Source organism: Vibrio sp. Hep-1b-8 (assembly GCF_006124995.1).
GTDB lineage: Bacteria > Pseudomonadota > Gammaproteobacteria > Enterobacterales > Vibrionaceae > Vibrio.
In genome coordinates, this window is sequence record NZ_QEWN01000108.1 from 99373 (window position 1) to 114774 (window position 15402).

Consider the following 15402-nt stretch of genomic DNA (forward strand, 5'->3'; position numbering starts at 1 on the left):
CGCATGAAATGCCGTTCAAAATTGTCGCTGATTGCTGCTAGCTTATTGCTAGCAGCTTCTACTGCTCATGCTTTAGAAGCAAATATCAGTTTAGAGGACCTACCAGTCCTGACTCCAGAAGCTCAGCATGAGACAGCCAGCAAACGTGTCACATCTCGCTTTACACGTTCTCATTACAAACACTTCTCGCTAAACGATCAATTTTCTCAAGCTATTTTCGAACGTTATATCGAAATGCTTGATTACAATCGTAATATCTTTACGCAAGCGGATATCGACTCTTTCAAAAAATGGACATCAGGAATCGATGACCAATTGAAAGCGGGAGATAACCAGATTGCATTTGATGTCTACAATCTGTCAATCAAGCGTCGTTATGAACGTTTTAAGTATGCTTTGTCTATCCTCGATCAGGAGATGAGTTTCGATAATGATGAAACCATTGAGCTTGATCGCAGTGAAGCCGCATGGCCAGCCGATACCGCAGAGCTTGATGAACTTTGGCGTAAGCGAGTCAAGTATGATGCGTTGAACTTAAAGTTAACGGGCAAAGATTGGGATGAGATTAAAGACACGTTAGGCAAGCGTTATAACAACGCGCTCAAGCGTTTAGGTCAAACTCATAACGAAGATGCGTTCCAGCTCTACATGAACGCATTTGCTCGTCAGATTGATCCTCATACTAGCTATCTTTCACCTCGCAGTGCAGACCAATTTCAAACTGATATGAATTTGTCGCTTGAAGGTATTGGTGCGGTACTGCAAATGGAAGACGATTACACTGTTATCCGTTCGTTGGTGGCTGGTGGCCCAGCGTCGAATAGTAAGCTTCTAGCGGAAGGTGATCGAATCATTGGTGTTGGTCAAGATGGTGAAGATATCGTTGATGTCATCGGTTGGCGTCTTGATGATGTTGTTCAGCTAATCAAAGGACCGAAAGGCACCAAGGTTAATCTGCAAATCTTGCCTGAAGGCAAGGAAGCGAAAGCGGATGTTGTTACCATCGTTCGAGACAAAATCCGTCTAGAAGACCGAGCGGTAAAATCTGAAGTGATTGAGAAGGATGGCAAAAAAATTGGTGTCCTAGAAGTACCAAGTTTTTATGTCGGACTTGCAAAAGACACCGATAAACTTATCGAAGAGCTCAAGGGCAAGGGTGTTGATGGCATCATTGTTGATCTTCGTAACAACGGTGGCGGTGCACTCACTGAAGCAACAGCACTTTCCGGTTTGTTTATCATTAGCGGCCCTGTTGTCCAAGTGAGAGACAGTTATGGTCGAGTCAACGTCAATAGTGATACCGACGGTAAGATCAGTTATGACGGTCCATTAACGGTATTGATTAATCGCTATAGTGCTTCCGCTTCAGAGATTTTTGCTGCGGCAATGCAAGACTATGGGCGTGCCATTATTTTGGGTGAAAACTCTTTCGGTAAGGGAACGGTTCAGCAACATCGTTCGCTAAACCATATCTACGATCTTTTCGACAAAGAGTTGGGTTACGTTCAGTATACCATCCAAAAGTTCTATCGTATTGATGGTGGTAGTACACAAAACAAGGGTGTCGCCCCAGATATTGCGTTCCCTACAGCGATAGATCCAAGCGAAACGGGTGAGTCGGTAGAAGACAATGCACTGCCTTGGGATCGTATTGACAAAGCTAAATACGAAATGTTACAGCGTAATGAGGCATTGATTGGTAAGCTTGCCGCTAACCACCAAACTCGTATTGCTAAGGACCTAGAGTTTCGTTTTGTGGCCGAAGATATTGAAAAATACAAGGCAGAGAAAGACGATAACTCTTTGTCGCTCAACGAGAAAACACGTAAAGCGGAAACCGATGCAGCAGACGCGCGCCGTTTAACTCGAATTAATGAGAGACAAAAAGCAGCAGGTCAAGAGCCGTATAAGACACTGGATGATATCCCTAAAGATTATGAATCGCCGGATGCCTACCTTAGCGAATCGGTAGCGATAATGGTTGATATGATTAAATCTTAATTGAAATCAATCAATTAAAAAGCGAGTCATTTGGGCTCGCTTTTTTTATACAATAAAATATTGTGATAAAGATCAATTTTTTTAGCTAAATATACCTGACGTGCCTAAGCTTAAAGAAAAGAGTGAGGAGCACGTGATGAGATTGTTAGCTCTAATATCATTAATTTTTAGCCTTTCGGTGCTCGCTGATGGAGTGAAAGACAACAGCGATTTAACTCAGTTCGACCAACCGTTTCTGCTAGGAGACTGGTACCTCGTTAATCCTAACCCTGAACAGTCGCAGGAAAACTTTTTAGCGATCAAGCTGTCGCTGGATTCAAACTATAGTTTTAAGATTGATATTCAGAAAAGGGACTATTCAGTCGACCACTGGGAAGGGTTGTACACAGCCAATGAAGATACTTTGGTTCTTGGATTGAATACTTCAGAGCCTCAAATGTATGAGTATTCAGCCAATCACAATTTACTCAGTTTAAATGGCGTTACTTTCACTAAAGCGTTGTCCAACGCATTGGCTGGTATGTGGTCGAGTGCACATTTGGGTGGCGATGATATTCTTGCCAGCGACGTACAAAAGTTGGATCTGATTTTACAGCCAGATTTTGTCTTTATGTTCCGGGTGAGTAATGATGATGGCGATGAGGCGATACACAAAGGTGTTTACTATACAGAGGGCGAGCACTTGGTGCTTCTCTATGAAAATGGTGAACATGAAACACGATACACGCTGAACCGAGATTCGCTGACTTTGGAAATGGAAGAAGGCGCGCTGTATGCCGTATTAAATCGAATCCGTTGATAAAGCGTGGTAGAGAAATGTGCCCCTTGCTGACTAAATAGACAAACAGTTTGATTTTTATGTCAACAATAGAGAAAAAACGAGGTATTTCGACATCGAACCTCGTTTTTTTATATCCAGAGTTGTAAGCTAATACGCAAATTGTAACGGGAAAATTCCCGAACTTTATTATTACTGCGCTAGACTTTTACAGCGCAATGTTCAGATGCATTCAGTCAGAAGGATTTCGACATGGCTCAGACTCCTCAAGCCAAGTACCGCAAAGATTATCAATCACCATCACACACCATCACTGATATTGATTTGACCTTTGATCTCTACGATAACGAGACGACAGTAACCGCGGTTTCTCAAGTTAAGCAACTTAAAGATGCAACAACACTTCGCCTAGACGGAGAAGAACTCAAGTTACAAAGTATCGCCGTCAATGGTGAAGCTTGGTCAGACTACAGAGAAATTGAAGGTGGATTAGAAATTCATCAGCTTCCATCTGAGTTCACTCTGACGATTGTGACCTTAATTGATCCTGAAGCTAATACCGCTCTAGAAGGTCTGTATAAATCGGGTGGGGCTTTCTGTACTCAGTGTGAGGCGGAAGGTTTCCGTCGAATCACTTACTACATGGATCGTCCAGATGTTCTAGCTAAATACACCACGAAAGTGATTGCAGATAAAGCGCACAACCCATTCTTACTCAGCAATGGTAACCGTATTGCGCAAGGAGAGTTAGAAGGCGGACGTCATTGGGTGCAGTGGCAAGATCCTCATCCAAAACCAGCTTACCTGTTCGCTTTGGTCGCTGGTGATTTCGATGTACTACGTGACAAATACGTAACTCAATCTGGTCGTAATGTTGAACTCGAAATTTTTGTTGATAAGGGCAACCTAGATCGTGCTCCGCATGCGATGACGTCATTGATCAACTCGATGAAGTGGGACGAAGAGCGTTTCGGCCTTGAATATGACTTGGATATCTACATGATTGTAGCGGTCGATTTCTTTAACATGGGAGCGATGGAGAACAAGGGTTTAAATATCTTCAACTCTAAGTTCGTATTAGCGAATGAGAAAACAGCGACTGACACTGATTATTTAGGCATTGAAGCGGTCATTGGTCATGAATATTTCCATAACTGGACTGGGAACCGTGTAACTTGTCGCGACTGGTTCCAACTGAGCCTTAAAGAAGGTTTGACAGTATTCCGTGATCAAGAATTTTCTTCAGATCTTGGCTCTCGTGCTGTGAATCGTATCAACAATGTAAGAATCATTCGTGGTCCTCAGTTTGCTGAGGATGCCAGCCCGATGTCTCATCCGATCCGCCCAGATCAAGTGATTGAAATGAACAACTTCTACACTTTGACGGTTTACGAAAAAGGCAGTGAAGTGATTCGTATGATGCATACCTTGCTTGGTGAAGAGGGTTTCCAAAAGGGCATGAAGCTGTACTTTGAACGCCACGACGGTACGGCCGCGACTTGTGAAGATTTTGTCTCAGCGATGGAAGATGCAAGCGGTGTTGACCTTAAGCAATTCCGTTTATGGTATAGCCAGTCTGGAACACCAACATTATGCGTAGCGAGCGAGTACGATGCACAAGCAAAAACCTACACATTGACGGTTGAGCAATCGACGGAGCCAACTCAGGATCAAGCAGAAAAGCAGGCCCTGCATATTCCTTTTGATGTCGAGCTCTATGCGGTAAATGGAGAGGTGATTGAGTTACGCTGTAACGGATCTGTTGTTGGTAATGTTCTTGATGTGACTGAAGCGAAGCAGACATTTGTGTTTGAAGACGTTGCTGAAAACCCTGTTCCTTCATTGCTACGCGAATTCTCTGCGCCAGTAAAACTGGAATATGATTACAGTGATGAAGAGCTGATTTTCTTGATGGTTCATGCGCGCAACGAGTTTGCTCGTTGGGATGCAGGACAAATGCTTCTTGCCAAGTACATTCGTACGAATGTCGAAAATGTTCAAGCTGGTGGCGAGGTTAAACTTGCTGAGGCGGTCATTGACGCTTTCCGCGGTGTACTTCTGTCTAGTGACCTTGAACCAGCATTCATTGCAGAGATGCTATCTCTACCAAGTTTCAATGAAGTGTTAGGTTGGTACAAGCAGGTGGATGTCGATGCGATTGCTAAGGTGCTGAAAGCATTGAAAGTAATTCTCGCTACTGAATTGAATGATGAGCTGAGTGCGATTTATCATAGCTCTAAGCAAGCCGAGTACTCTATCGAACATGCGGCAATCGGCCAACGCTCTCTTCGAAACACAGCTTTAGGCTTTTTGGCTTACGCCGAGCAGGGTAACGAACTTGCCAAGACGCAATACGCTGAGGCTAATAACATGACTGACACCATTGCAGCAATGAGTGCCGCGAATAGTGCACAGTTAGAATGTCGTGAAGCATTAATGCAAGACTACAGCGATAAGTGGAAACATGATGGTCTTGTGATGGATAAGTGGTTTACTTTACAAGGTACCAATCCAGCGCAAGATGCACTTGAGGCGATCAAGAAGACGATGGAACACGAAGCGTTTAGTCTTAAAAACCCTAACCGTATTCGTAGCCTAATTGGTTCTTTCCTCAATATGAACCCAGTACGCTTCCATGCAAAATCTGGTGAAGGTTATCAGTTTGCGGGGGAGATCTTACGCGAGCTAAATAGTAGTAACCCGCAGGTAGCTTCTCGTCTAATCGATCCGCTGTTGAAGTTCCGTAAGTACGATACTGCTCGCCAAGAGCTTATCAAAATGGAACTAGAGGCATTAAAATCAATGGATAATCTGGCTAAAGACCTGTTTGAAAAAGTGACCAAAGCGTTGGAATCTTAATCAATATGGCGAAAACAGTAGCACTTTTTAGTGCTACTGTTTATTTATACAGTTATCTATCACTGTCAGATAAAACGTGACTTTTTTGACCGATTTCATGAAGCATTACTATTTTACTCTCAACATCAGTTATCATACTTTTCTCGCACACTACAGTGGGGCAGCAAGCAATGTTTTAGTGGTGACTGACAATGGCTTACGCCTACAATTGCCTGCATCGCGTTTCAGGCCTTTTCTTAGTCAAATTGGCCTAAAAGGGCGCTTTAGATTAACAACTGACCAAAATAATAAGTTTTTAGAGTTAGAACTTCTGTGAGCAACTGATTTTATAGAAGTTTAAATAGAACATCAGTCACATTATCAAACATTTCACCTCCTACCACTCCCAAAAGAATTAACTATTTATCAATAAAGCTTTTACAATAAAGCGGCATTACCCGTGTTAAGCACTATGCTTACAACATCCCCAAAATACATACAATTCTAATTGTGGAGTGTGATTATGACCGCGCGTGAAACATTGATGCCGGTTCTGCTTGAAAAAGTTTACAAACTTATTCAAGACAAACTCGAGCTTGCTCATCAACCCCTAGTCACCCAACTTGCTCAACATTTATTTAGCAACATTTCTCAGGACGATTTGGTCGACCGTAACGAATCTGACTTGTATGGCGCAGTAGTGTCACTTTGGCACCATATCAATGAGAAAAAAGCTGACGAGATTTCTGTTCGAGTTTTTAATCCAACCGTAAGTCGCCAAGGCTGGCAATCAACGCATACAATCGTTGAGATTGTGGTACCTGATAGTCCATTTTTGGTCGACTCAGTAAAAATGGCACTAAGCCGCTTGGATCTTTCATCACACTTAATGCTTCATGGTCCGACTCAAATCGCTCGTTCTAAGACAGGGGCGATTACCGGTATTAACCAAGGTGAGGGCGGACTTCAATCTCTCTTCCATATTGAAGTTGACCGTCTGAGTGACAAAGAAGCGATGGCGGCACTTAAAGAAGAGCTGTTGAGCATTCTTAACGACACCGGCTTGGTTGTTCAAGACTGGTTACTGATGGTCGAAAAATTAGAAGAAGTGACCACAAAAGTTGAGGCGCAGCAGGGTAAGATTGAGATTCAGCGTGATCGTTATGATGAATCTATCCAGTTCCTACGCTGGTTAGGCAGTCATAACTTTACCTTCATGGGTTACAAAGAATACGATCTTGTTACTGTCGATGGTGATACAGAGCTTAGACCTACTGCGGATAAAGGACTTGGTTTGTTTGCAAGCCGTGACCGTGTTCGTACTGTCAAACTTTCGGACTTCCCTGATTCTGCACGACTAGAAGCGAAGAAACCTTTCCTATTGATCGTCACTAAAGGTAACCAACCTTCACGCATCCATCGCCCTGCCTATACTGACTACATTGGCATCAAGAAGTTTGATGAAAACGGCAAGGTGATTGGTGAGCATCGCTTCACAGGTCTATACACGTCAGCGGTGTACAACCAAAGTGTTGCGAGTATCCCTCTGATCCGTGAAAAGGTAGGCCGTATTCTTGAAGCGAGTGGCTATCGCGAAGGATCATACTCTTACAAAGCACTTCACAATATTCTAGAAAACTACCCAAGAGATGAGTTACTTCAAGCAAAAGAAGAAGAGTTGCTAGAAGTCGGTATGGGTGTTGTTCAGATGCAAGATCGCGATCTGCTGCGTCTGTTCGTTCGCAAAGACCCGTTTGGTCGTTTCTTCAGTTGTATGGTGTATGTGACAAAAGATCGTTACAACACAGAACTTCGCCGTCAAACACAGCGCATATTGAAACAGTATTTTGGCTGTGAACAAGAAGTCGAATTTACTACCTACTTCTCAGAGAGCCCTCTCGCTCGTACACATTACATTGTTCGTGTTGATAACAACAACATGGGCGTAGACGTCAAAACGATTGAGCAAAATTTAATGGAAGCATCTTCAACTTGGGATGATCGTTTATCAGAAGCGATCGTAGCGAACTTTGGTGAGAGTAAAGGCCTGCCTTTAGCGAAAGAATACCTTCGTGCTTTCCCTCGTTCGTACAAAGAAGATGTTATGCCTGGCTCGGCAGTTGCGGATATTGAACGTCTAGAAAAACTCAGTGATGATAACAAACTTGGAATGCTTTTTTATCGTCCGCAAGAGTTGGCGGCGGATTCGAAGTCTGTCCGTCTAAAGCTATACCACCGTGATGAGCCAATCCACCTTTCTGATGTGATGCCAATGTTAGAAAACCTTGGCTTAAGAGTGATTGGTGAGTCGCCTTATGAAGTTCGCAAAACGAACGGTCAAGTATTCTGGATCCTCGACTTCTCAATGCTTCATAAGAGCGAAAAGAGTGTTGATCTTCGTGAAGCTCGAGATCGCTTCCAACAAGCTTTTGCTGCTATCTGGGCAGGCGAACTAGAGAGTGATGGCTTTAACCGCTTAGTGCTTGGCGCTTCATTGACAGGTCGCGAAATTTCGATCTTGCGTGCTTATGCTCGCTACATGCGTCAAGTGGGCTTCCCATTTAGTCAACAATACATCGAGGATACTCTTAGCCATTATCCTGATTTGGCGAAAGGTCTAGTTGATCTATTTACTAAACGTTTTGAACCAAAATTCAAAGGTAGCCAGAAAGGGCAAAGTGAACTGATTGCTCATATCACAGAGCAACTTGATCATGTCGAGAGCTTGGACGACGATCGGATCATCCGTCGTTACATGGAAATGATCACGGCAACACTACGCACTAACTACTATCAAGTCGACGATAACAAGCAGTTTAAGCCTTGGCTTTCGTTGAAGATGAAACCAACCGAGATTCCAGAGATTCCTCAACCGGTACCTGCGTTTGAAATCTTTGTTTATGCACCTGATATCGAGGGTGTTCACTTGCGTGGCGGTAAAGTAGCACGTGGTGGGTTACGTTGGTCTGATCGTCAAGAAGATTTCCGTACTGAAATCTTGGGATTGGTTAAAGCTCAGCAAGTTAAGAACACGGTCATTGTTCCTGTCGGCGCTAAAGGTGGTTTCGTTTGTAAACGTCAGCACACGCTTAACGGACGTGATGAGATTTTTGCTGAAGGTCAACGTTGTTACAAACGTTTCATCTGTGCATTACTAGACGTTTCCGACAACATCATTGAAGGTGAAGTTGTTCATCCTAAGAATGTTGTTCGTCATGATGAGGACGATCCATACTTGGTTGTTGCCGCTGATAAAGGTACAGCGACTTTCTCAGATTTGGCTAACTCTGTGTCAGAAGAGTACAACTTCTGGCTTGGTGATGCATTTGCTTCCGGTGGTTCAAATGGCTACGACCACAAAGCCATGGGTATTACTGCTAAAGGTGGTTGGGAATCGGTCAAACGTCATTTCCGTGAAATGGGCATAAACTGTCAGACCACTGACTTTACCGCTATTGGTGTTGGTGATATGGCAGGGGATGTGTTTGGTAACGGTATGTTGCTATCTAAACATATCCGTCTCCAAGCGGCATTTAACCACATGCACATCTTTATTGATCCTAATCCAGACTCAGCAACAAGCTGGGAAGAGCGTAATCGTCTGTTTAATCTACCTCGCTCTAGCTGGGAAGATTACAACGCGGATCTTATTTCTAAGGGTGGTGGTATTTTCTTGCGTAGCGCAAAATCAATTGCACTGACGCCTGAAATCCAGAAAATGCTGCGTACCAAGAAAACGTCAGTCGCACCAAGTGAATTGATCAAAATGATTCTATCTATGGAAGTGGATCTTCTATGGAATGGTGGTATCGGTACTTACGTTAAAGCATCGACCGAAACGCATACGGATGTTGGCGACCGTGCTAACGATGTATTGCGTATCGATGGCCGCGATCTGAAAGCTAAGATTGTGGGTGAAGGTGGTAACTTGGGTATGACTCAGTTGGGACGTATTGAATACGCTCTAACTGGTGGTCGTGTCAATACGGACTTCGTCGACAATGTTGGCGGTGTAGACTGTTCGGATAACGAAGTTAACATCAAGATCTTCCTAAATGGTTTGGTTGCCAATGGTGATCTTACTGTTAAACAGCGCAACGAGATCCTTGAGTCGATGGAAGATGAAGTGGGTCAGATTGTTCTGGAAGATGCTTACTGTCAGTCAGAATCGATTTCGGTGACTGAACAGCAAGGCACTTCTTTAGTCAAAGAGCAAATTCGCTTTATTCATACAATGGAAAAAGCAGGGTACCTTGACCGTGCACTTGAGTACATCCCTGATGATGAGACGCTAATCGAACGCGAAAAACAAGGTATGGCTCTAACTCGTCCAGAGCTAGCTGTGTTAGTTGCGTATGGTAAAATGGTGCTTAAAGAAGAACTGGTGCACGAAGACATCGCCAATGATGAATTCCATGCGCAGCAGTTAACTCATTATTTCCCAATCGAGTTACGCCGTAACTATTCAGCGCAAATGGTTAACCATCCTCTACGCTCTGAAATTATTGCTACTGCGTTAGCAAATCAGATGGTGAATGAGATGGGGTGCAACTTTGTCACTCGTCTTCAAGAAGAAACCGGAGCACATGTCGTTGATATTGCTAACGCTTATGTTGCATCACGTGAAATCTTCGGTCTTGGCCAAGTTCTCGAACATATCCGTAAGCTAGACAACGACGCATTAACGGTTGCTCAGTATGACATGATGTTCTACGTACGCCGTACTCTACGTCGTCTATCTCGCTGGATCTTGCGTAACCGCAGCGGACGTCAGAGCGTTAAATCTCTGATAGAGCTTTACCAATCTGATGTAGAAACCATCAAGCAACACTTGGATGATATGCTTGTTCCTTCCGAAGTGAAAGAGCACAACCAAATGGCTCAAGACTGGATCGAGCAGGGTATTGAAGCAGAACTTGCGAATTATGTTGCTCGTCTCTCTAGTTTGTACTCAGTACTGGATATTTCCACAGTGGCGCGTGAAAAAGGCAAAACTGTCGAACAAAGTGCAAAACTGTACTACAACCTAGGCGATCGTTTGTCACTGCACTGGTTCTTGAAACAGATTAATGGCCAAGCAGTAGACAACCACTGGCAAGCACTGGCACGTGCCGCTTTCCGTGAAGATCTAGATTGGCAACAACGTCAGCTAACAGGTCAAGTTCTCAGCTGTGCTTGTGCACCGGAAGATTTCGATGTGATGAAAGCGCTTGATGAGTGGATCGTGACAAATGAAGTATCGCTACATCGTTGGGAAAATATCCTCAATGAATTTAAAGTAGGTTCAGTGCATGAATTTGCAAAATTCTCGGTAGCGCTACGTGAACTGATGTTGCTTAACTTGAATTGTTCAGCAAATGAGTAAACGATTGCTATAATTCGTTGAATTAATCGGTAAAACATTTAATAATACAGCCCCGTTTACACGGGGCTTTTTTCTTTCGGAGGCACAATGCTTTACCGTCTAGCCAGAACTGGCTTTTTCCAACTTGATGCCGAAAAGGCACATGATCTTGCAATTCAAAACTTCAAACGTTTTACTGGCACACCATTCGATCTTCTTTATCGCCAGCAGTTACCACACCGTCCCGTCGAATGCATGGGTTTAACATTTCGTAATCCAGTCGGCTTGGCAGCAGGTTTAGATAAAAACGGCGAATGCATTGAAGCATTTGATGCGATGGGATTTGGCTTTGTTGAAGTAGGGACCGTCACACCGCGACCTCAGTCTGGAAATGACAAGCCACGTTTGTTCCGTCTGGTTGAAGCGGAAGGCATTATCAACCGTATGGGGTTCAACAACCTAGGCGTTGACAACTTAGTTGAGAACGTGAAGAAAGCTAAGTTCGACTGTGTGCTTGGCATCAATATCGGCAAAAACAAAGATACTCCGATTGAAAAAGGTGCTGAAGACTACCTAATTTGTATGGAAAAAGTCTATGAGTATGCCGGCTATATCGCGGTAAACATTTCATCACCAAACACGCCGGGATTGCGCTCGTTGCAATATGGTGAAGCTCTGGATGAATTATTATCAGAGCTAAAAGTTAAACAGGCAGAGTTAGCCGAAAAACACGGCAAATATGTCCCGCTGGCACTGAAGATCGCGCCGGATCTTTGCGATGACGAGATCAAACAGATCTGTCAATCACTGCTCAATAACAAGATTGACGCAGTCATTGCTACCAACACTACATTAGATCGCTCTATTGTAGAGGGTATGAAGCATGCTAATGAAGCAGGGGGGCTAAGTGGTCGTCCTGTGCAACTGCGTAGTACTGAAGTGGTTCGCCGCTTACATGAAGAATTACAAGATCAGATCCCAGTAATTGGTGTTGGTGGTATTGATTCGTATGTTGCAGCAAAAGAAAAAATGATGGCTGGCGCTCAGCTGGTTCAGGTTTACTCTGGTTTCATTTATCACGGCCCAAGCCTAGTACGCGATATTGTAAAAAATCTCTAAAGTTTAAAGGCTTAGTGACATTGTCACTAAATCAATACGCCGAACAAACAGCATTAATTGAGAGGGAATGAGTTTTCATTTCCTCTTTTTTTTCATCTCTGAACTAATAAAATCCAGATATTACTTGGAAAGGTAATTAAGCGTTTACCTAATTTCACACAACAATACAGAGATGGAACGATGCTTAAACCCAATGACAAATGGACTTGGTACTATGATGACGCAGAACAGCATCTGATGTTGGATCTGGGTGATGATATGGTATTCAAGACCAACCTTCCACGTAAGCTGATTGTCGATTGCGCAATTGGCGTCAATGAATTCTCAGTTGATGATGCGTCTGCATTTCAAACTTACAAAGAGCAAATCACACTATTAGGTTTAAGTGAACCTAGACAAGCAGAGTTAGCTTTGTACTGTGTCGCAGCAAAGCGCTTTCATAAACCTGTACAACCTAAGAGCTGGTTTTTCGATAATCTGTCCGACGGACAGATGACCCCAGAAGAGGGTGACTTAATTCGTCTAAGCAACGCCTACAGCGACGGATATTTTATCGTTCTTGAAGTGGGAGAGTGTGCCAGTTTATGTGCGTACGTATGTTTGGAAGAGTTCGCTTTAAATGGCGCTAAAAGCCTTCAATTTGGACAAGCGATTAAAGTTATGCATGACCGTCTCGTGGTCTGCAACCATCATTTCCATGCTCAGCCAATCGCTTTGGTTAGCTGACATAAATTAGTTATCGTTCCTTTGTTTCATTTCCCGCCAGCTCAACGCTGGCATTTTTTTGCCTAAAATTTGGCTGGGTTGATACGACCTGGCAGTCAATTAAATGTGATTCTTGTACAAATTTTAACCGAACGAAGCGATTGATTTTTACTCACTAGAACACCTCTAGCGCATACAAGTGCACGTAAATTCCTCATTTAGCTGAAAATTGTAACTTAATTTCATTAAAAAGTGGGCTTGGTGTAGACCAATTTTCATGAGAATAAGTATTCACTTCGGTCAGAGGGCTTGATTTTTCGTTGGATGAGTTTTCGAAAAGTTTGCCTAGTGAAATTTGGCTACAAACGATGAAGAGGCGAGTAAATGAACGTTTAAAGAGATAATTGATGGGAAATTCTGGAATGAACTAACGATAAAGTGATGATGTCAGGTATAATGCGGGGTCATTTTCTACAGAATAAAAACATCACTATGCATCAATATCTTGCGGTTACGTCCAATGGTTTAGAAAACCTATTGGTTGATGAGCTAACTAAGCTAGGGATCAACGACGCTAAGCCAGTACAAGCTGGTGTTCGCTTCAAGGCGAGCAACGAGCAGATTTACCGTTGCTGCCTATGGAGTCGTTTGGCATCCCGTTTTGTGCGTGTACTCTCAGAGTTCACCTGTAACGATGATATGGATCTCTATCTTGCCTCTTCTTCAGTGAACTGGGTTAATCAATTCCACAGTTCTAAGACGTTCGTCGTTGATTTCAATGGTACTAACCGCGAAATCCGCAATAGCCAGTACGGTGCAATGAAGGTCAAAGATGCCATAGTGGATTGTTATGAGAAGAAGAATCTACCTCGTCCTTCGATCAGTAAAGATCAACCCGATCTTCGTGTCCATGTGCGCCTGCACAAGGACAAAGCCATCCTTGGCCTAGATATGGTAGGTGGTGGTTTGCACCAACGTGGCTATCGTACAGAATCGGGTCGCGCGCCTCTACGCGAAACGTTGGCCGCTGCAATCATCCTCAGAAGTGGTTGGAGTGCGGATAAACCATTACTAGACCCAATGTGTGGTTCAGGTACATTACTTATCGAGGCAGCGATGATGGCTGCTAACATGGCTCCAGGTGTGAACCGTGCTAAGTGGGGCTTTGAGTCTTTAGATGATTTTGAACCAGAGCTTTGGGCAGAGATTAAATCTGAAGCTTCAGTGCAGGCTCGTCGTGGTGTCAAAAAAATTGACACTAAGTTTTTCGGCTTTGATAACGATGCTCGTGTACTAAAAACAGCTCAAGATAACGCACGTCGAGCTGGCGTTGATTCATTGATTGAGTTCAAACAGGGTGACGCCGCAGAGATTATGCGACCAGAAGGATTCGAAGCAGGGGTTATTGTTTGTAACCCACCATACGGTGAACGTTTAGGCACTCATCCTGGTTTAATCGCTCTATACACCGCATTTGGCGCACAGCTAAAATCGCAATTTGGTGGATGTCAGGCATCAATTTTCTCTAGTTCAGATGAATTGCTGAGCTGTTTGCGTATGAGAGCAGACAAGCAGTTCAAATTGAACAATGGTGCGTTACCGTGTCACCAGAAGAACTATTCTATTAGTGAGCGAGCTGCTCAAGACTCAAGTGACAATGTCACAGAATCATTGGTTGCACCGGATTTTTCAAACAGACTGAAAAAGAACATCGCTAAGATTGGTAAGTGGGCGCGTAAAGAGAAACTAGATTGCTACCGCGTTTACGATGCGGATTTGCCTGACTATAACGTTGCAATTGACGTTTACCTAGACCAGTTGGTTATTCAAGAGTACGCCGCACCTAAGGACATTCCCGAAGAGAAGGCCAAGCGCCGCTTGACGGACATTATCCGTGCAACGATTCAAGTGACGGGTACACCGGCGAATAAGGTGGTACTTAAAGTACGAGAAAAACAGAAAGGTCGTGCTCAATACCAGAAGCTGTCTCAACAGTCAGAGACACTTGTGGTCAATGAGTATGGTGTAAAGCTTTCCGTTAATCTCCACGATTACTTGGATACGGGTTTATTCCTCGATCATAAGATTACCCGACGTAAACTGGGTGAAATGGCTCAGGGTAAGGATTTCCTTAATCTTTTTGCTTACACAGGCTCTGGCACCGTTCATGCGGCGTGTGGTGGCGCAAATTCCACAACGACGGTTGATATGTCGAATACCTATCTTGAGTGGGCGAAAGAGAACATGAAGCTCAACGGGCAGGTTGGTCGTCAACACCGATTTGAGCAAGCAGACTGCTTACAGTGGTTAGAGAAATCGACTGCTCAGTTTGATCTTATCTTTATCGATCCACCGACGTTTTCTAACTCTAAACGTATGGAACAGAGTTTTGATGTCCAGCGCGATCACATTCAGCTAATGAAAAACTTAAAACGTCTGCTTCGCTCTGGCGGTACGATAGTGTTCTCGAATAACAAACGTCACTTTAAAATGGATTTAGAGTCGCTTGCAGACCTAGGACTCCAAGCGAACAACATTTCTCACCAAACGTTACCTATGGATTTTTCGCGCAACAAGCATATCCACAACTGCTGGGTGATAACACACAAGGAATAAC

The 15402-nt window shown here is 43.7% G+C and carries 8 protein-coding genes; all 8 read left to right on the forward strand.

Annotated features, from left to right (window positions below):
- The first annotated feature begins 3 nt into the window (after positions 1-3).
- Positions 4-2001, forward strand: coding sequence for a carboxy terminal-processing peptidase (prc, locus tag DA100_RS12050; protein ID WP_138972361.1), 1998 nt, complete (start codon positions 4-6; stop codon positions 1999-2001).
- Between the two features lie 136 nt (positions 2002-2137).
- Complete coding sequence (locus DA100_RS12055; RefSeq protein WP_138972362.1) at positions 2138-2800, forward strand: hypothetical protein; 663 nt, start codon at positions 2138-2140, stop codon at positions 2798-2800.
- Positions 2801-3031: 231 nt separating this feature from the next.
- Complete coding sequence (gene pepN, locus DA100_RS12060) at positions 3032-5638, forward strand: aminopeptidase N (protein WP_138972363.1); 2607 nt, start codon at positions 3032-3034, stop codon at positions 5636-5638.
- A 97-nt stretch (positions 5639-5735) separates the two neighbouring features.
- A complete protein-coding gene (locus tag DA100_RS12065; RefSeq protein WP_138972364.1) occupies positions 5736-5954 on the forward strand; it encodes a DUF2835 domain-containing protein in 219 nt (72 codons plus the stop codon).
- A 186-nt stretch (positions 5955-6140) separates the two neighbouring features.
- Positions 6141-10982: an NAD-glutamate dehydrogenase gene (locus DA100_RS12070; RefSeq protein WP_138972365.1), complete on the forward strand. Its 4842-nt coding sequence runs from the start codon at positions 6141-6143 to the stop codon at positions 10980-10982.
- Positions 10983-11069: 87 nt separating this feature from the next.
- Positions 11070-12080 carry a quinone-dependent dihydroorotate dehydrogenase gene (gene pyrD, locus DA100_RS12075; protein WP_138972366.1) on the forward strand — a complete coding sequence of 337 codons (1011 nt, stop codon included), beginning with the start codon at positions 11070-11072 and terminating at the stop codon, positions 12078-12080.
- A gap of 180 nt (positions 12081-12260) precedes the next feature.
- Entirely contained in the window at positions 12261-12806 is a 546-nt protein-coding gene (locus DA100_RS12080) for a cell division protein ZapC (RefSeq protein ID WP_138972367.1), read from the forward strand.
- Between the two features lie 471 nt (positions 12807-13277).
- Positions 13278-15401: a bifunctional 23S rRNA (guanine(2069)-N(7))-methyltransferase RlmK/23S rRNA (guanine(2445)-N(2))-methyltransferase RlmL gene (rlmKL, locus tag DA100_RS12085; protein ID WP_138972382.1), complete on the forward strand. Its 2124-nt coding sequence runs from the start codon at positions 13278-13280 to the stop codon at positions 15399-15401.
- Position 15402: the final 1 nt, after the last annotated feature.

Bases quoted from the DNA above. Each gene is read 5' to 3' on its own strand.
- prc (WP_138972361.1), top strand. From the start codon at position 4: ATGAAATGCCGTTCAAAATTGTCGCTGATTGCTGCTAGCTTATTGCTA.
- DA100_RS12055 (WP_138972362.1), top strand. From the start codon at position 2,138: ATGAGATTGTTAGCTCTAATATCATTAATTTTTAGCCTTTCGGTGCTC.
- pepN (WP_138972363.1), top strand. From the start codon at position 3,032: ATGGCTCAGACTCCTCAAGCCAAGTACCGCAAAGATTATCAATCACCA.
- DA100_RS12065 (WP_138972364.1), top strand. From the start codon at position 5,736: ATGAAGCATTACTATTTTACTCTCAACATCAGTTATCATACTTTTCTC.
- DA100_RS12070 (WP_138972365.1), top strand. From the start codon at position 6,141: ATGACCGCGCGTGAAACATTGATGCCGGTTCTGCTTGAAAAAGTTTAC.
- pyrD (WP_138972366.1), top strand. From the start codon at position 11,070: ATGCTTTACCGTCTAGCCAGAACTGGCTTTTTCCAACTTGATGCCGAA.
- DA100_RS12080 (WP_138972367.1), top strand. From the start codon at position 12,261: ATGCTTAAACCCAATGACAAATGGACTTGGTACTATGATGACGCAGAA.
- rlmKL (WP_138972382.1), top strand. From the start codon at position 13,278: ATGCATCAATATCTTGCGGTTACGTCCAATGGTTTAGAAAACCTATTG.